This is a genomic window from Calidifontimicrobium sp. SYSU G02091, assembly GCF_022631395.1.
GTDB classification, from domain to species: Bacteria; Pseudomonadota; Gammaproteobacteria; order Burkholderiales; family Burkholderiaceae_C; genus Calidifontimicrobium; species Calidifontimicrobium sediminis.
Genome location: NZ_JALBGB010000023.1, coordinates 37,364 through 52,498, shown reverse-complemented (window position 1 = coordinate 52,498; position 15,135 = coordinate 37,364). Strand labels below are relative to the sequence as shown.

Sequence of the window (15,135 nt, the reverse complement as noted above, 5' to 3'; positions counted from 1 at the left end):
CCCGGGGTCAGTAGACCTCGGGCACGATCATCTCGGGCGGCACCGGGTGGCGGATGTAGTCCGGGTGCCGCTCGCGCGGCGGCAGCACGACCTCGGGGCGCTCGACCTCGTGGTAGGGCACCAGGCTCAGCAGGTGGTGGATGCAGTTGAGCCGCGCGCGCTTCTTGTCGACCGCCGGCACGATCCACCACGGCGCCTCGGGGATGTGCGTGCGCTCGAGCATCGCCTCCTTGGCCTTGGTGTAGTCCTCCCAGCGGCGGCGGCTCTCGAGGTCCATCGGACTGAGCTTCCACTGCTTCAGCGGGTCGTGGATGCGGCCGAGGAAGCGCAGGTGCTGCTCGTCGTCGGTGATCGAGAACCAGTACTTGACGAGCTGGATGCCCGAGCGCACCAGCATGCGCTCGAACTCGGGCACCGAGCGGAAGAACTCCTCGACCTCGTCCTCGGTGCAGAAGCCCATCACGCGCTCGACGCCGGCGCGGTTGTACCAGCTGCGGTCGAACAGCACGATCTCGCCGCCGGCTGGCAGGTGCGGCACGTAGCGCTGGAAGTACCACTGCGTGCGCTCGCGGTCGCTGGGCGCCGGCAGCGCGACGACGCGCGCCACACGCGGGTTGAGCCGCTGCGTGATACGCTTGATGACGCCGCCCTTGCCGGCCGCGTCGCGCCCCTCGAAGACGATGACCATCTTGTGCCTGGTGTGCGCGACCCAGTCTTGCAGTTTCACGAGCTCGCCCTGCAGCCGGAACAGCTCGCGGAAGTAGGTCTGCCGCGCCGCGCGTGCCTGCGGGCTGCGGTCGACCACGGTGCGCCCTTCGGCGTCGACGTCGCGGTCTTCGTACGCCATCTCGAGCTCCTCGTCGTAGCCGTCGAGGAGTTCCTGCTCGATGCGCTCGCGCAGGTCGGACAGGTCGGGCAGCGGCGTCGGTCGGGTCATGGCGGTGTCGCAGGCGCAAAGGGGTCGACCCGCCAGCGTCGCGGCCGTCTGTGACCGCGCTGTGACAGCGCGCCGTCAGACGTCGCTGGCCACCGGCACGCGCACCGGCCGCCACGGCAGCGGCTCGTGCTGCGCGAGTGCCGCCAGCAGCACCGACTCGACCTGCGCGACGATGCGCTCCCAGCCGTGACCGACCATCGTCTCGCGCGCGCGCCGTGCGAGCGCGGCGGCCAGCGCCGGCGACGCCGCCAACCGCAGCGCGCGCTGCACGAACGCCGCCTCGTCGCCGGCCGGCGCGAGCAGGCCGTTGTCGCCGTCGCGGATCAATTGCGCCGCCGCCGCGTAGTCGAACGCGAGCACCGCCAGCCCGCTGGCCAGCGCTTCGGGCGTCACGTTGCCGTAGGTCTCGGTCAGGCTCGGAAAGACGAACAGGTCGCCCGACGCGTAGTGCGCCGCGAGCGCGTCGCCCGACTGCGTGCCGGCGAACACGGCCTGCGGGCAGCGCGCCTGCAGGTCGGCGCGCGACGGCCCGTCGCCGACGAGCACGAGCCTGAGCCGCGGGTCGACGGCCGCCATCTGCGCGTGGCAGCGCAGCAGCAGCTCAAGGTTCTTCTCCGGCGCGAGCCGCCCGACGTACAGCAGCACGCGGTCGCCCGGCGCGCAGCCCCAGGACTGGCGCAGCGCGTCGCTGCGGCGCGAGGGATCGAAGCGGCGCGTGTCGACGCCGCGCGCGACCACCGCCAGGCGCTGGAAGCCGTAGGCTTCGAGCTCGCGCTTGAGCGCCTCGGTGGGCACCATCGTGCACGCGGTGCGGTTGTGGAACTTGCGCAGGTACGCGACGATGGGCTTGTGCAGCCAGCCGACGCCGTAGTGCCGGCTGTAGGCGTGGAAGTTGGTGCGGAAGTCCGACACCACCGGTAGCCGCAGCCGCTGCGCGGCCTGCAGCGCCGACCAGCCCAGCGGCCCTTCGGTGACGATGTGCACGACGTCGGGGCGCTGGCGGCTCCAGCGCTCGCCCAGTGCGCGCCGCGCCGGCAGCCCCATCTTCAGGTGCGGGTAGCGCGGGATCGGCAGCCCACGCAGCAGCACCTCGTGCAGCCGCTGCGCGTCGTCGGGCCGGTCGCCGGCGTGCTGGCGCGGGCGTACGAGCTGCACCGCGTGCCCGCGCTGGATCAGGCCCTCGACGATCGGCGCGATCGTCGCTGCGACGCCGTTGACCTCGGGCGGGTAGGTCTCGGTGACGACGGCCACGCGCAGCGAGCGGCGCACGGTCGGCAGGTCGTCGACCGTGATGCCGGCGTCGTCGCGTTGCGTCACGCGCGCATCGTCGCTGCAGCAAGCGACAGTTCGATGACCGCCGCCGCGCGTGTCGCGGCGTCAACGCAACGACGCCGCCGCGTCGCGAGCGCGTCATCGCGGTTTCACGCCCGCGCCGCAGCATCGTCACGCGCAGTGCAGGTCGCGCTGCTGCCTCGTCCACCCACGGAGACCCGACGATGAACGAATTCCTGCGCCAGCTCGAGATCCAGCGCTGGGACGACCACCGCTACTACCACCACAGCACGATCAACCAGTCGCTGCACCTCGTGTCGGCGATCTCGTTCGTCGTCGCGTACGGCCTGCTGTTCGTCGATCCGCCGCTGGCGGCGCTGCTGGCCTGGTGCGTGTCGATGACGACACGGCAGGCCGGGCACTTCTTCTTCGAGCCTCGGGGCTACGACCACGTCAACGAGGCCACGCACGAGTACAAGGAACAGATCAAGGTCGGCTACAACCTGCGCCGCAAGGTCGTGCTGATGGCGATCTGGGTGCTGCTGCCACTCGTGCTGTGGTTCGACCGCAGCTTCTTCGGTCTCATCGCGCCGAGCGCCGACCTGTGGGGCTACGCGCGCGACGTCGGCTGGCTGTGGCTGGCGCTCGGCGCCGGCGGCCTCGTGTTCCGCACCGTGCAGCTGTTCTTCCTGCAGGGCGTGACGACGGGCCTGGTGTGGGCGACGAAGATCCTCACCGACCCGTTCCACGACATCTGGCTGTACCACAAGGCGCCGCTGAAGCTGCTGCGCGGGCAACTGATCGACCCGGCACACGGCCGGCGCCCCGCGCGCTGAGCGCGCGGGGGCGCACCGAGAAGCGTCTCAGAAGCGTTGCGCCAGCATCTCGCGCAGCAGGCTGCGCTTGATCGCCTTGTCGGTCAGCGCGGCGTCGTGCCACCACCAGCCGTCGGCCTGCATCTGCCGGCCGGCGGCCACGACGCGCTCGAGCACCTGCGCGAACTCGGCATCACCGTAGTTCAGGCTGAAGATCAGCCGGCCGGTGCCGACCCAGCTCAGCGCCAGCCCCTGCGCGCGCAGGTAAAACTGCAGCATCCAGTGGTAGCGCCCCGGCTGCGTGTAGAACAGCGTCCAGATCGTCGACAGGTTCGCCGCGCGCAGCGGCAGCCCCTCGGCCGCCATGCGCGCGTTGAAGGCTGCGCAGCGCGCGTTCCAGCGCTCGTCGAGACCGTCGTACAGCGCGCGCACCTCGGGGCGCTCGAGGCGGTCGAGGAAGGCCGCCATCGCGCCCATCACGTAGGGGTGCGAGTTGAAGGTGCCGCGCGCGAAGCAGATGTCGGCGGGCCGCTCGTCGCGGAAGCGCTTCATCAGCTCGCGCCGCCCGCACACGACGCCCACCGGCAGGCCGCCGCCGAGCGTCTTGCCGTAGGTCACGAGGTCGGCCTTCACGCCGAAGTACGCCTGCGCCCCGCCCGGCGCGAGACGGAAGCCGACGAACACCTCGTCGAAGATCAGCACGATGCCGCGCTCGCTGCAGACCGCGCGCAGCTGCTGCAGCCAGCGCGTGTAGGCGGCGCGGTCGAAGCCGGCGCGGCGCGAGCCGTCGACGAGCGACGAGTCGCCCGGCGCCGGCCTGTTCGGGTGCAGCGCCTGCAGCGGGTTGACGAGCACGCACGCGATGTCGCGCCGCGTGCGCAGCACGTGCAGCGTGCGCTCGTCCATCTCGGCCAGCGTGTAGGTGTGGCGCGGGTTGACCGGGTTGCCGGGGCCGGGCTGCACGTCCTCCCACCAGCCGTGGTAGGCGCCGGCGAAGCGCACGAGGTGCGTGCGCCGCGTGTGGTAGCGCGCCAGGCGCACGGCCTGCATCACGGCCTCGGTGCCCGACATGTGGAACGACACCTCGTCGAGCCCCGAGATCGCGCGCAGCCGGCGCACGTTGTCGGCGACGACCGGGTGGTAGCTGCCGAGCACGGGCCCGAGCGCCGCGACGCGCGCGCTGCCCTCGGCGATGCAGTCCTTGTAGAAGTCGTAGCCGAACACGTTGACGCCGTACGCGCCGGTGAGGTCGAAGAAGGCATTGCCGTCGAGGTCGGTGACGGTCACGCCGGCGCTCGACTCGACGAACGCGCCCACGGCCAGGTGTTCGCGCAGGTAGCGGCTGAACGGGTACGGCACGCGGTACGCGCCGGTGAACTGCAGGTCCGAGATGCCCTCGCGCGCCTGCGTCGTCAGCGCGACCGACTTGGGGTAGCGCTCGCGGTACAGCGCCGCCAGCCGCTCGAAGCCGGCGCGGCGGCGCGCGACGACGTCGCCCGGCGCGCCGTCGGCGGCGAAGAAGCGCTGCTCGTCGTACGCGTAGCCGGGAATCAGCGCTGCGACGCGCTTGGCCATCTTCGAATGGCCGGCCAGCGACGGGTGCTTGGCGCGCGACAGCTCGAGGCGGCGCTTGACTTTGGGCAGCAGCGCGAGCGCGCCGGCGCCGAGGGCGAGGGCAAGGGTTTCGTTCATCCCCGATTGGTAACCGAGGCATTTGACATGGCCGTGAATCACCCGTTCGACGACGCGCGCGCGCCACGACGCCGGCGCGACCGCTGGCTTCAGCACGAGGACCTGAACTTCGTGCTGACCAACCGCGTGCCGCGCGCGGCGCTGACGCACCTCGTCGGCTGGTTCAGCCGCATCGAATGCGAGTGGCTCGCGCGGCTGTCGATCGCGGTGTGGCGCCAGTTCACCGAGCTGGACCTGAGCGACGCGCGCGAGACGCGCTTTCGCAGCCTGCACGCGTGCTTCACGCGGGCGCTGAAGCCCGGCGCGCGCACCGTCGATGCCGACCCGCGCGTGCTCGCGAGCCCGTGCGACGCGATCGTCGGCGCCTGCGGCACCGTGCGCGACGGCCAGCTGTTCCAGGCCAAGGGCATGCCGTACACGCTCGACGACCTGTTCGCCGGCTCGCCGCTGGCAGCGCACTACCGCGACGGCACCTGGGCGACGCTGCGGCTGACGTCGGCGATGTACCACCGCTTCCACGCACCGCACGACGGGCGGCTCGAACACGTGACCTACGTCAGCGGCGAGGTGTTCAACGTCAACCCTGCGGCGCTCGCGCGCATCCCGCGCCTGTTCTGCCGCAACGAGCGCGCGCTGCTGAAGACGACGATCGCCGGCGGCCACGTCGTCACGCTGGTGCCGGTGGCGGCGATCCTGGTGGCCAGCATCCGCCTGCACGCGCTCGACGTGCGGCTGCACCTGAAGTACCGCGGCCCGAACGAGATCGCCTGCGACGTGCCGTTCGCCAAGGGCGACGAGCTCGGCTGGTTCGAGCACGGCTCGACGATCCTCGTCTTCGCGCCGCGCGGCTTCACGCTGGCACCGGCCATCGCGCCGGGCGCGCGCATCCGCATGGGGCAGGCGCTGATGCGCCTGCCCTGAGCGGGCATGCGCGGGAACCGCGATGAGCCTCTTTGAACCCCGGCGCGCCGAGTTCGCCGGGTTGTGGACTTTCACCGCGCCCCTGACGTATGGCCTGGTCGACCACCTCACCGCCAGCAACCGTCGGCTGGCGATCGTCTCGGCGATCGACTTCCTCGCCGTCGGGTTCGCCTGCGGATACCAGTCAACGTCGCGCGAGAGTGGCGGCAACGGCAGATACAGGAGTGTCGGCGCGTTGAGCGCATCCCCTGGTGACAACGGCCACAGGCTCAAGCTGTCGGCTTTTTTTACACTTCAAAGTCCGCGTGGCACCTTGCCGATCCCCGCGGACGCGGGGGCCAAGGCTTGCAGGTGACGCATGCGGCTGGCCGTCCCTCGGCGCGCGTGCGAAGATTTAAGGGTGGTGGGAATTCCCGCCGGCGCGCGCACGCGGCTTGCTTGTCCGTTGCGAGCGCCCACCCAGGAGAGGCTGCGATGAACGAATCCGACCGCGATCCCCCCGCCCACGGCACGCCGGCCGACGGCCAGGCGCCGCGCGGCGATGCCGCCGGCTCTGTGGCGCGCCGGCGCACGCTGCTGCGCAGCTTGTCTCTGGGCGCCGCCACCGCCGCAGCAGGGGCGCCGATGAAGGCGCTCGCCGGGCTCGGCGGCGACCGCAAGTACTGCTTCCACAAGAGCGACCCGGTCCGCAAGCGCCACGCGACTGTCTCGGGCTGCCACTCGGTGATTTCGTCGCTCTACCACCGCGACTTCACCGAGTCGAAGGGCAGGTCGTGCTGGTACTACGGCTCCACCGACAACTGGCCGAAGCGCTGGAACAAGAACCAGTACCAAGCGTATTGCAAGGGTGTCAACAACACCGCGTTCACGCCCGATGCACCGTTCTGGCAGGTCTTTGGCCTCTCGGACAAGAGTGGCTACAACGGCTGGAAGATTCGTGACTTGATGGCGCAGCAGATCTCCCCGCACCGGCACTGGATCACCGGTTGCCTGAACTCGACGGCGTTCTACGACGGCGGACAGTTCACCTACACGTCGCACGAACTCGTCTCGATGTTCAAGGACCCGGCCAAGCAGCTCGCCTGCCTGACCTTCCTGCGCGACTTTCAGGAGAACGGCGCCTGACAGAGCAACATTGTGCAGAGCCGCCTGGTGACGCGGCTGGCAGCACGCCGTACAGCGGTGGCACGGGGCCGAGCGAGCCCTGGCGGCTGAACCCGACGGCGCAGTGGCACTGGCGCGACTGGGGCGCTGATTCGGTCGTGATCGAAGTGCGCTCCGGCGACACGCACTTGCTCGACCCATTGAGCGCCGCCGTGATGGCGTGCATCGAGTCCGGCGCCTGCTGCCGGGACGAGCTGCTGGCGATGCTTCGCGCCGACCTGGACGTCGACGCCATGCCGGAGTTCTCGCAGACGCTGGAGACCATCCTCGAGAAGCTGTTCAGACTGGGCTGGATCGAGCCGAAGCCCGGCGCTGCATGAGGATTGGCGAACTCCCCGCGGATGCACTGAAGCGCGAACTGGCGGCCGGACGGCTGGCGGTACGCACCGGGCCGTTCGGGTTCCGGTTGCGCTGCGACGCCGATCGCGTCGCCCGCGGCATCGCGCTGTTGTACGGCGACTACCCGCGCCTGGGCGACGACGACTTCTGCGACTTCACGCTCGACGTCGGCCGCGTGCGCGGGCTGCGGCGCTGGATTCGCCCGCAGGTGCGCGCGCTGTACGACGGCGAGCCGAACTTCGAGCCGCTGCCGCTCGGCCACGCGTTTCCGCTGCTCGAGTGGACGCTCAACTGGTGCATCAGCACCCACACGTTCGAGTACCTGACGCTGCACGCGGCCGTCGTCGAGCGCGGCGGGCGCGCGGCGATCCTGCCGGCCCCGCCCGGCTCGGGCAAGAGCACGCTGTGCGCGGCGCTCGTGCACCGCGGCTGGCGGCTGCTGTCCGACGAGATGGCGCTCGTCGCCCTCGCCGACGGGCGCGTGTGGCCGCTCGCGCGGCCGGTGAGCCTGAAGAACGCGTCGATCGACGTGATCCGCCGCTTCGCACCCGACGCCGTGATGAGCGAGCCGACGCACGACACCAGCAAGGGCACCGTCGTGCACATGAAGGTGCCCACCGAGCACGTGCTGCGCATGGACGAAGCGGCCGCGCCGGCGTGGATCGTGTTCCCGCGCTACGTCGCCGGCGCGCCGGCGCAGCTCACCGAGCGGTCGAAGGCCGACGCGATGATCGAACTGGGCCAGAACTCGTTCAACTACGGCGTGCTCGGCCGCGCCGGCTTCGACGCGCTGGCCGACCTCGTCACCGCGTGCGAGTGCGCCGACTTCAGTTACGGCCACCTCGACGACGCGATCGCCGTCTTCGACCGCCTCGCAGCCGGCGCACCGTCGTGAACGGCGACCTGATCACGCCGGCGCTGACGGCCCCCGAGCGCCTCGAGTTCACGCCCCGCCAGTGGGAAGACCTGCTGAGCCAGGCGCGCCGCTCGCGGCTGCTCGCGCGGCTGGCCTGGCGCTACGACGAGCGCGGCTGGATCGACGCGGTGCCCGCCGGCCCGCGCCAGCACCTGCGGGGCGCACTGCGCGTCGTGCAGCGCCAGCGCGACGAGGTACTGTGGGAGATCGACCGCCTGCGCTTCGCGCTGCGCCACGTCGACGGCCCCGTCGTGCTGCTCAAGGGCGCGGCCTACATCGCGGCCGACCTGCCGCCGTGGCGCGGGCGGCTGTTCGGCGACGTCGACCTGCTCGTCGCGCGCGACCGCCTCGCGCAGGTCGAGACTGCGCTGATGGCCGGCGGCTGGGTCGCGGCCCGCCTCGATCCCTACGACGACCGCTACTACCGCCAGTGGATGCACGAGCTGCCGCCGCTGCAGCACGTGCAGCGGCGCACGCACCTCGACGTGCACCACACGATCACGCCACCGACGTCGCGCTTCCCGATCGACGGTGGCTCGCTGCTCGAGCGCTCGGTGCCGGCCGTGCACGGCATGGGGCTGCGCGTGCTCGCGCCCGCCGACATGGTGCTGCACAGCGCGGTGCACCTGCTGCAGGAAGGCGAGTTCGAAGGCGGCCTGCGAGACCTGCTCGACATCCGCGACCTGCTGCTGCACTTCGGCAGCGACGGCGCCGGCTTCTGGGACGAACTCGCGCGGCGCGCCGCCGAGCTCGGCGTCGGCGTGCCGCTGAGCTACGCGCTGCACCACGTCGAACGCCTGTTCGGCACGCGCCCGCCCGAGGCGCTGCGCGAGCGTTTCGACGCGCTGCGCGCGCCACTGCTGCCGCGCGCGGCGATGAACGCGCTGCTGGCCATCGCGCTGCGCCCCGACCACCCGGCGTGCGACACCGCGCTCACGCGGCCGGCGCGCTTCGCGCTGTACGTGCGCTCGCACCACCTGCGCATGCCGTGGTACCAGATCGCGCCGCACCTGGCGCGCAAGGCGTGGATGCGTGCGCTGCAGCGGCGCAAGGACGCACGCGAGCGCGCGGCACAGGCCGCGGCGCAGAACGACGCCAGCCACACGACGCGGTAACGACCGGCAACGGGGCCGCCGCAGGGCACGCCGATAATGCGGCCCCAGCGATGAGCGACTTCACCCGCGCCGCCCCTTTCGTCCACCGCCTGCGCGTCTACTGGGAAGACACCGATGCCGGCGGCATCGTCTTCTACGCCAACTACCTGAAGTTCTTCGAGCGCGCGCGCACCGAGTGGCTGCGCGCGCTGGGCATCGGGCAGCAGCGGCTGAAGGACGAGCACGCGCTGATGTTCGTCGTCGCCGCCACCTCGGTGCGCTACCTGCGACCGGCGCGGCTCGACGACGAGCTCGATGTCACGGTGACCGTCGTCGCGGCCGGGCGCGCGAGTCTCGACGTCGCACAGCAGGCCTGGCATGGCGACCGCCTGCTCGCCGAGGGCGACATCCGCATCGGCTGCGTCGACGCGGGAACCTTTGCGCCGCGGCGCCTACCGAAGCCGATCGCCGACGCGGCGATGCAAGAACTCCGAAGATGAACCAGGACATGTCGATCGTCTCGCTGGTCATGCAGGCCAGCCTCGTGGTGCAGCTCGTGATGGCGGGCCTGCTCGTGACTTCGCTCGCGAGCTGGACCGTGATCTTCGGCAAGCTGTTCGGCCTGAAGCGCGTGCGCGAGCGCAACGACGGCTTCGAGCGCGACTTCTGGTCGGGGCGCAACCTCAACGAGCTGTACCAGGCCGCGATCGCGCGTGCCGCCGGCGACGGCGCGCCGATGGAGCGCATCTTCGCCAGCGGCATGCGCGAGTTCCTGAAGCTGCGCGAGCGCCGCCTCGACGCCGCCGCGCAGCTCGACGGCGCACGCCGCGCGATGCGCGCGAGCTTCCAGCGCGAGCTCGACACGATGGAAACGCACCTGAGTTTCCTCGGCTCGGTAGGCTCGGTGTCGCCGTACGTCGGGCTGTTCGGCACCGTGTGGGGGATCATGCATGCCTTCGTCGGGCTGTCGAACCTGCAGCAGGTCACGCTGGCCACCGTGGCGCCGGGCATCGCCGAGGCGCTGGTGGCCACCGCGATCGGCCTGTTCGCGGCGATCCCGGCGGTCGTGGCCTACAACCGCTTCGCGCGCGACATCGACCGCATCGCGATCCAGCTCGAGACCTTCATCGAGGAGTTCTCGAACATCCTGCAGCGCAACGCCGGCACGCCGGCCGCCGCACCCGCCGCCGCGGCCCCCGCGGCCGCCGCGTCGAGGTTCTGACGATGCCGCAGCTCGCAGCCCGCGGCGGGCGGCGCCGGCGCACGATGAACGAGATCAACATGGTCCCGTTCATCGACGTGATGCTGGTGCTGCTGATCATCTTCATGGTCAGCGCACCGCTGATCACGGTCGGCGTCGTCGACCTGCCCAGCGTCGGTACCGCGCAGCAGCGCGCACCGAAAGTCGTCGAGATCATCGTCGGCGCCGACGAGCGCCTGCGGCTGAAGGTCGATGGCGGCAACGAGGAGTCGGTCGCGCTGCCGCAGCTCGTCGCGCGCGTGCAGCAGGCGCAGGGCGGCAACGGGCAGGTGCCGGTCGTGATCTCGGCCGACCGCAACGTCAAGTACGACGCCGTCGTGCGCGTGATGGACCGCCTGCAGCGCGGCGGCGTGCAGCGCGTGGGCCTGTCGGTGCGCCAGGCCGGCTGACGCGATGGGCGGGCGCAGCGCGATCGACCCGCTCAAGCCACCGCCGGCCGACCGGCTGGGGCCGGGTGCGGCCGTCGCGCTCGGCGCGCACGCGGCGCTGCTGGCCGCGCTCGCGCTCGGGCTGCAGTGGCGCAGCCAGAGCCCGACGCCCGTCAGCGCCGAGCTGTGGGCTGCAGTGCCGCAGATCGCCGCACCGCCCGCACCCCCGCCACCGCCGCCGGCCCCACCCGCCCCCGAGCCACCACGTCCGGCCCCGCCGCCGCCGGCGCCAGCGCCCGCGCCGCCGGCACGGCGCGAAGCCGACATCGCGCTCGAGCGTGAGCGCCAGCTGCGCGAGCAGCGCGAGGCCGAGGCCAAGCGCCAGGCCGAGCGGCAGCGGCTCGAACGCGAACGTGCCGAACGCGAACGTGCCGAACGCGAACGTGCCGAACGCGAACGTGCCGAACGCGAACGTGCCGAACGCGAACGTGCCGAACGCGAGCGCATCGAGCGCGAACGCGCCGAGAAGGCGCGCGCCGAAGCCGAGGCCAAGCGCCAGCGCGAGGCCGAGCAGCGCCGCCAGGCCGAGGCGCAGCGCCAGCGCGAGCTCGCCGAACAGAAGCGCATCGAGGCGCAGCGCCAGGCGCAGCTCGAGCGCATGCTGAGCCAGGCGCAGGGCAGCGGCAGCCCGTCGTCGAGCGGCACCGCGGTGCGCGACGCGGCACCCTCGGCGAGCTACGCGGGGCGCATCGTCGCGCGCGTCAAGCCCAACATCATCTTCACCGACGACGTGCCGGGCAACCCGGCCGCCGAGGTCGAGCTGCGCACGCTGCCCGACGGCACCATCGTCTCGCGCCGCATCGTCAAGAGCAGCGGCGTGCCCGCGTGGGACGACGCCGTGCTGCGCGCGATCGACCGCACCGCGGTGCTGCCGCGCGACGTCGACGGCCGCGTGCCGCCATCGATCGTGATCGTGTTCCGCCCGCGCGACTGAGCCGCACGGCTGCGGCGCGCGCGAGCCGCGCGCCGTCAGGGGCCGGCGCGCAGTGCGCTCACGTGCGCGACGCTGTGCGCGCCGGTGTTGTCGGCGTCGCCAGCCACGGCGATCGCGCTCGCTGGCGGCATCTCGCGCGCCTCGTCGCCGAATGCACGCAGGTCGTCGGCCGCGACGTCGCGCCGCTCGTCGAGCCAGGTGGCCAGCGGGGCGTCGGCACTGCGCAGCACGACGTAGCGCACGCGGCGCGAGTACGCGTTGGCGAGCACCGCACCGGCGGGCTGCGCGTGCGCCCACACGTAGCACAGCGTCACGGCGGGCAGCGGCTCGGCGCTGGCCGCGCGGTACTCGGTGGACGGCAGGCTCTGCTGCGGCAGCCCGGCGAAACGCCACGGCGCGGCGATCCCGGGGACGTCGCCGCCGACGAGCGGTGCGAGCCCGACGGGCGGCGCCGCCGCACCCAGTGCCGTGCACGCGGCCAGCGCTGCCGCCACGCACCGCCGCGGCGCCACGCTCACGGCGCGTCCCCGCCGCGCTGCCACGCGTGGAAGCGCTCGAGCCAGGCCAGCACCCGCTGCGGCGCATGCGCGCGCTTCCACGCGCCGGCGGCGTACTTGTTGGCTTCGGCGAACGTCGGGTACGCGTGGATCGTGCCGAGGATCTTGTTCAGCCCGATGCCGTGCTTCATCGCGAGCACGTATTCGGCGATCAGCTCGCCGGCGTGCGCGCCGACGATCGTCACGCCGAGGATGCGGTCGCGGGCCGGTGCCGTCAGCACCTTGACCCAGCCCTGCGCCTTCCCGTCGACGATCGCGCGGTCGAGGTCGTCGATGCCGTAGCGCGTGACCTCGAACGCGACGCCGCGCGCACGCGCCTCCTGCTCGTTGAGGCCCACGCGCGCGACCTCCGGGTCGACGAAGGTGGTCCACGGGATCACGGCGTAGTCCACCGCGAAGCGCTTGAAGCGCCCGAACAGCGCGTTGACCGCGGCGTGCCACGCCTGGTGCGCGGCGACGTGGGTGAACTGGTACGGCCCCGCGACGTCGCCGGCGGCGAGGATGTTGGGGTAGACCGTGCGCAGCGCCTCGTCGGTGACGATCGTGCGCTGCGTCACGATGCCCAGCGCCTCGAGCCCGTAGCCCTCGAGCCGCGCGACGCGGCCGACCGCGCACAGCAGGCGGTCGAACGGCACGCGCTGCTCGACGCCGCCGTGCTCGACGACCAGCACGTCGCCGTCGCGCCCGGCCGCTTCGACGCGCAGCGCCCGGTGCCCCGCGAGCACGCGCACGCCGTCGGCCTCGAGGCGCTCGCGCACGAAGGCCGCGACGTCGTCGTCCTCGCGCGCGAGCAGCCGTGGCAGCTGCTCGACGAGCGTCACGGCGCTGCCCAGGCGCGCGAAGGCCTGCGCGAGTTCGCAGCCGACGGGCCCAGCGCCGAGCACCAGCAGCCGCGGCGGCAGCTCGCGCAGCTCCCACAGGTTGTCGCTCGTCAGCACTTCGATGTGCTCGATCCCCGGCAGGTCCGGCACGTGGGGCCGCGCGCCCGCGGCGATCACGATCGCGCGCGTAGACAGCACCTGCTCGCCGCCGCCGTGCAGCGCGATCTTCACGTGCCACGGGTCGACGATCGTCGCGTGGCCGCGCACGACGTCGACGCCGAGCTGCGTGTAGCGCTCGACCGAGTCGTGCGGCTCGATCTCGCGCACGACGCGCGCGACGCGCGCCATCACGTCGGCGAAGTCGACCCGCGCTTCGGCGTGCGCGATGCCGAGCGCGCGGGCATGGCGCACCTCGTGCAGCAGCTTCGCGGTGCGCAGCAGCGCCTTGCTCGGCACACAGCCGGTGTTCAGGCAGTCGCCCCCCATGCGGTGCGCCTCGACGAGCGTGACCTTGGCCTTGACCGCGGCGGCGACGTAGCTCGCGACGAGCCCGGCGGCGCCGGCGCCGATGACGACGAGGTTGCGGTCGAAGCGGCGCGGCCGACGATCGGCCCAGCGGGCATAGACGCGGCGCCGCTTCGCGGCCTCGACGGCCTTCTTCGCCAGCAGCGGGAACACACCGAGCAGCGCGAACGACGCCAGCAGCCCCGGCGAGACGATGCCCGCGACGCTGTCGAGCTTCGCCAGCTGCGTGCCGGCGTTGACGTAGACGGCCGTGCCCGCGAGCATGCCGAGCTGGCTGACCCAGTAGAAGGTCCACGCGCGCATCGCCGTCAGCCCGAACAGCAGGTTGATGGCGAAGAACGGGAACACCGGCACCAGCCGCAGCGTGAACAGGTAGAACGCGCCGTCGCGCTCGATGCCACGGTCGACCTCGGCCAGCCGTGCGCCGAAGCGCGCCTGCACCGCGTCGCGCAGCAGGTAGCGCGCCACCAGCATCGCCAGCGTCGCGCCCAGACTCGACGCGAACGACACGACGACGAGCGCGACGCCGAAGCCGAAGAGCGCACCGCCAGCGAGCGTCATCACCGCCGCGCCCGGCAGCGACAGCGCGGTGACGGCGACGTAGAGCGCGAAGTACGCGCCGATCACGGCCACGGGCCGCGCCGCGTACAGCGCGGCGAAGTCGGCCTGCGCCGACTTGACGTACCCGAGGCTGAAGAAGCGCCCGAGGTCGAGCGCGAAGAACGCCACGACCGCGGCGGCGAGCAGCGCGAGCAGGATCAGCTGGCGGCGGTTCATCGGGTCGGCGGCAGACGGTCCGCGCGGCACCGCGGCCTTCGATCGGTGCACGCTCAAGTCGCGCGCGGCGGCCCCGACGTTACCGCGGCGCCGCCAGCCGCGTAGCGGCGCAGCACGTGGTAACCCGCGCCGCGCGGGCCGCCCGATTCGACGAGCACGAACTCGCGCACCGGCCAGCGCACCGCGAGCGGCGCCGCCGGCGGCTGCGCCCCCGCGGCGTGGCGTGCCAGCGTCACGTGCGGGCGCAGCGGCCGCGCCTCGGTGCGCAGCGCCTGCGCCCGCAGGACCTCGCCGATCGCCGCGTGCAGCGCCTCGAGCGCCGGCGGCGCGACGACGTCGACGACCGCGAGCCCATGTCCCCACTGGGGCACGGCGCCGAAGCCGAGCTCGAACGGCTCGCCGCACCACGCGAGCGCGGCAGCGAGCACCGGCACGCGCGTGCGCGGCACCGCGCCCAGGAAGTGCAGCGTCACGTGCAGATCGCGCGGCGCGACGAGCCGCGCGCCGTGCGGCCAGCGCCAGCGATCACGCCAGCGCACGATCGCCTGGCGCACGCGGTGGTCGGGCCACAGCGCGACGAACAGGCGTGCCGTGTCGGCTGGCGGCGCGGCGGTGGACATGGCGCGAGGCTACCGCACGCGGCGAGACCGCCTCGACCCTCGCGACCGCGACGCCGCGCCCG

The 15,135-nt window shown here is 72.5% G+C and carries 17 protein-coding genes; 11 read left to right on the top strand and 6 right to left on the bottom strand.

Features of this window, described 5'->3' with window-relative positions; genetic code table 11:
• Positions 1-7 precede the first annotated feature (7 nt).
• Both ppk2 and MOJ79_RS13865 read right to left on the bottom strand, forming a co-directional pair.
• Positions 8-937, bottom strand: a complete 930-nt coding sequence (ppk2, locus tag MOJ79_RS13870; protein ID WP_241924690.1) for a polyphosphate kinase 2 — start codon at positions 935-937, stop codon at positions 8-10.
• A gap of 75 nt (positions 938-1,012) precedes the next feature.
• Positions 1,013-2,254: a glycosyltransferase family 4 protein gene (locus MOJ79_RS13865; RefSeq protein WP_241924689.1), complete on the bottom strand. Its 1,242-nt coding sequence runs from the start codon at positions 2,252-2,254 to the stop codon at positions 1,013-1,015.
• A 179-nt stretch (positions 2,255-2,433) separates the two neighbouring features.
• On the opposite strand from MOJ79_RS13865, the gene MOJ79_RS13860 reads away from it, so the two are divergent.
• A complete protein-coding gene (locus MOJ79_RS13860) occupies positions 2,434-3,045 on the top strand; it encodes a hypothetical protein (RefSeq protein ID WP_241924688.1) in 612 nt (203 codons plus the stop codon).
• 27 nt (positions 3,046-3,072) lie between these two features.
• On the opposite strand, the gene MOJ79_RS13855 is transcribed toward MOJ79_RS13860, so the two are convergent.
• Positions 3,073-4,716 carry an aminotransferase class III-fold pyridoxal phosphate-dependent enzyme gene (locus tag MOJ79_RS13855; protein ID WP_241924687.1) on the bottom strand — a complete coding sequence of 548 codons (1,644 nt, stop codon included), beginning with the start codon at positions 4,714-4,716 and terminating at the stop codon, positions 3,073-3,075.
• Between the two features lie 27 nt (positions 4,717-4,743).
• Between MOJ79_RS13855 and asd the strand changes: the two genes are divergently transcribed.
• The 10 genes from asd to tolA all read left to right on the top strand — a co-directional run bounded on the left by asd (position 4,744) and on the right by tolA (position 11,773).
• Positions 4,744-5,637 (top strand): archaetidylserine decarboxylase, encoded by an 894-nt coding sequence (gene asd / locus MOJ79_RS13850; protein WP_241924686.1) that lies wholly within the window; start codon positions 4,744-4,746, stop codon positions 5,635-5,637.
• Between the two features lie 22 nt (positions 5,638-5,659).
• Entirely contained in the window at positions 5,660-5,992 is a 333-nt protein-coding gene (locus MOJ79_RS13845) for a hypothetical protein (RefSeq protein WP_241924685.1), read from the top strand.
• A 119-nt stretch (positions 5,993-6,111) separates the two neighbouring features.
• Positions 6,112-6,762 (top strand): hypothetical protein, encoded by a 651-nt coding sequence (locus MOJ79_RS13840; RefSeq protein ID WP_241924684.1) that lies wholly within the window; start codon positions 6,112-6,114, stop codon positions 6,760-6,762.
• A complete protein-coding gene (locus MOJ79_RS18980; RefSeq protein WP_259374496.1) occupies positions 6,720-7,121 on the top strand; it encodes an HPr-rel-A system PqqD family peptide chaperone in 402 nt (133 codons plus the stop codon). The genes MOJ79_RS13840 and MOJ79_RS18980 overlap by 43 nt, the downstream gene beginning before the upstream one ends.
• A complete protein-coding gene (locus MOJ79_RS13830; RefSeq protein WP_241924682.1) occupies positions 7,118-8,035 on the top strand; it encodes an HprK-related kinase A in 918 nt (305 codons plus the stop codon). The genes MOJ79_RS18980 and MOJ79_RS13830 overlap by 4 nt, the downstream gene beginning before the upstream one ends.
• Positions 8,032-9,171: a nucleotidyltransferase domain-containing protein gene (locus MOJ79_RS13825; protein ID WP_241924681.1), complete on the top strand. Its 1,140-nt coding sequence runs from the start codon at positions 8,032-8,034 to the stop codon at positions 9,169-9,171. Before MOJ79_RS13830 ends, MOJ79_RS13825 begins: the two co-directional genes overlap by 4 nt.
• A gap of 50 nt (positions 9,172-9,221) precedes the next feature.
• A complete protein-coding gene (gene ybgC / locus MOJ79_RS13820) occupies positions 9,222-9,650 on the top strand; it encodes a tol-pal system-associated acyl-CoA thioesterase (protein WP_119354116.1) in 429 nt (142 codons plus the stop codon).
• Positions 9,647-10,372: a protein TolQ gene (tolQ, locus tag MOJ79_RS13815; protein WP_241924680.1), complete on the top strand. Its 726-nt coding sequence runs from the start codon at positions 9,647-9,649 to the stop codon at positions 10,370-10,372. Before ybgC ends, tolQ begins: the two co-directional genes overlap by 4 nt.
• A 2-nt stretch (positions 10,373-10,374) precedes the next feature.
• Positions 10,375-10,800: an ExbD/TolR family protein gene (locus MOJ79_RS13810; RefSeq protein ID WP_241924679.1), complete on the top strand. Its 426-nt coding sequence runs from the start codon at positions 10,375-10,377 to the stop codon at positions 10,798-10,800.
• Between the two features lie 4 nt (positions 10,801-10,804).
• Positions 10,805-11,773 (top strand): cell envelope integrity protein TolA, encoded by a 969-nt coding sequence (tolA, locus tag MOJ79_RS13805; RefSeq protein ID WP_241924678.1) that lies wholly within the window; start codon positions 10,805-10,807, stop codon positions 11,771-11,773.
• A 35-nt stretch (positions 11,774-11,808) separates the two neighbouring features.
• Here the strand turns inward: tolA and MOJ79_RS19110 are convergent, their stop codons facing one another.
• From MOJ79_RS19110 to thpR, 3 genes are read right to left on the bottom strand one after another with little or no spacing between them, the layout of a single operon-like run.
• The gene (locus MOJ79_RS19110) at positions 11,809-12,291 is read right to left on the bottom strand and encodes a DUF3047 domain-containing protein (RefSeq protein WP_241924677.1); all 483 of its coding nucleotides are present in this window, start codon (positions 12,289-12,291) and stop codon (positions 11,809-11,811) included.
• Positions 12,288-14,453 carry an FAD-dependent oxidoreductase gene (locus tag MOJ79_RS13795; protein WP_241924676.1) on the bottom strand — a complete coding sequence of 722 codons (2,166 nt, stop codon included), beginning with the start codon at positions 14,451-14,453 and terminating at the stop codon, positions 12,288-12,290. Before MOJ79_RS13795 ends, MOJ79_RS19110 begins: the two co-directional genes overlap by 4 nt.
• Before the next feature lie 53 nt (positions 14,454-14,506).
• A complete protein-coding gene (gene thpR / locus MOJ79_RS13790) occupies positions 14,507-15,073 on the bottom strand; it encodes an RNA 2',3'-cyclic phosphodiesterase (RefSeq protein ID WP_241924675.1) in 567 nt (188 codons plus the stop codon).
• Positions 15,074-15,135: the final 62 nt, after the last annotated feature.

What these genes read in the sequence shown, in the direction of transcription:
- MOJ79_RS13795 (WP_241924676.1), bottom strand. Translation starts at nt 14,453, where the DNA reads ATGAACCGCCGCCAGCTGATCCTGCTCGCGCTGCTCGCCGCCGCGGTC.
- MOJ79_RS13810 (WP_241924679.1), top strand. Translation starts at nt 10,375, where the DNA reads ATGCCGCAGCTCGCAGCCCGCGGCGGGCGGCGCCGGCGCACGATGAAC.
- ybgC (WP_119354116.1), top strand. Translation starts at nt 9,222, where the DNA reads ATGAGCGACTTCACCCGCGCCGCCCCTTTCGTCCACCGCCTGCGCGTC.
- MOJ79_RS13860 (WP_241924688.1), top strand. Translation starts at nt 2,434, where the DNA reads ATGAACGAATTCCTGCGCCAGCTCGAGATCCAGCGCTGGGACGACCAC.
- MOJ79_RS13855 (WP_241924687.1), bottom strand. Translation starts at nt 4,716, where the DNA reads ATGAACGAAACCCTTGCCCTCGCCCTCGGCGCCGGCGCGCTCGCGCTG.
- MOJ79_RS13840 (WP_241924684.1), top strand. Translation starts at nt 6,112, where the DNA reads ATGAACGAATCCGACCGCGATCCCCCCGCCCACGGCACGCCGGCCGAC.
- ppk2 (WP_241924690.1), bottom strand. Translation starts at nt 937, where the DNA reads ATGACCCGACCGACGCCGCTGCCCGACCTGTCCGACCTGCGCGAGCGC.
- asd (WP_241924686.1), top strand. Translation starts at nt 4,744, where the DNA reads ATGGCCGTGAATCACCCGTTCGACGACGCGCGCGCGCCACGACGCCGG.
- MOJ79_RS13830 (WP_241924682.1), top strand. Translation starts at nt 7,118, where the DNA reads ATGAGGATTGGCGAACTCCCCGCGGATGCACTGAAGCGCGAACTGGCG.
- tolQ (WP_241924680.1), top strand. Translation starts at nt 9,647, where the DNA reads ATGAACCAGGACATGTCGATCGTCTCGCTGGTCATGCAGGCCAGCCTC.
- tolA (WP_241924678.1), top strand. Translation starts at nt 10,805, where the DNA reads ATGGGCGGGCGCAGCGCGATCGACCCGCTCAAGCCACCGCCGGCCGAC.
- thpR (WP_241924675.1), bottom strand. Translation starts at nt 15,073, where the DNA reads ATGTCCACCGCCGCGCCGCCAGCCGACACGGCACGCCTGTTCGTCGCG.
- MOJ79_RS13845 (WP_241924685.1), top strand. Translation starts at nt 5,660, where the DNA reads ATGAGCCTCTTTGAACCCCGGCGCGCCGAGTTCGCCGGGTTGTGGACT.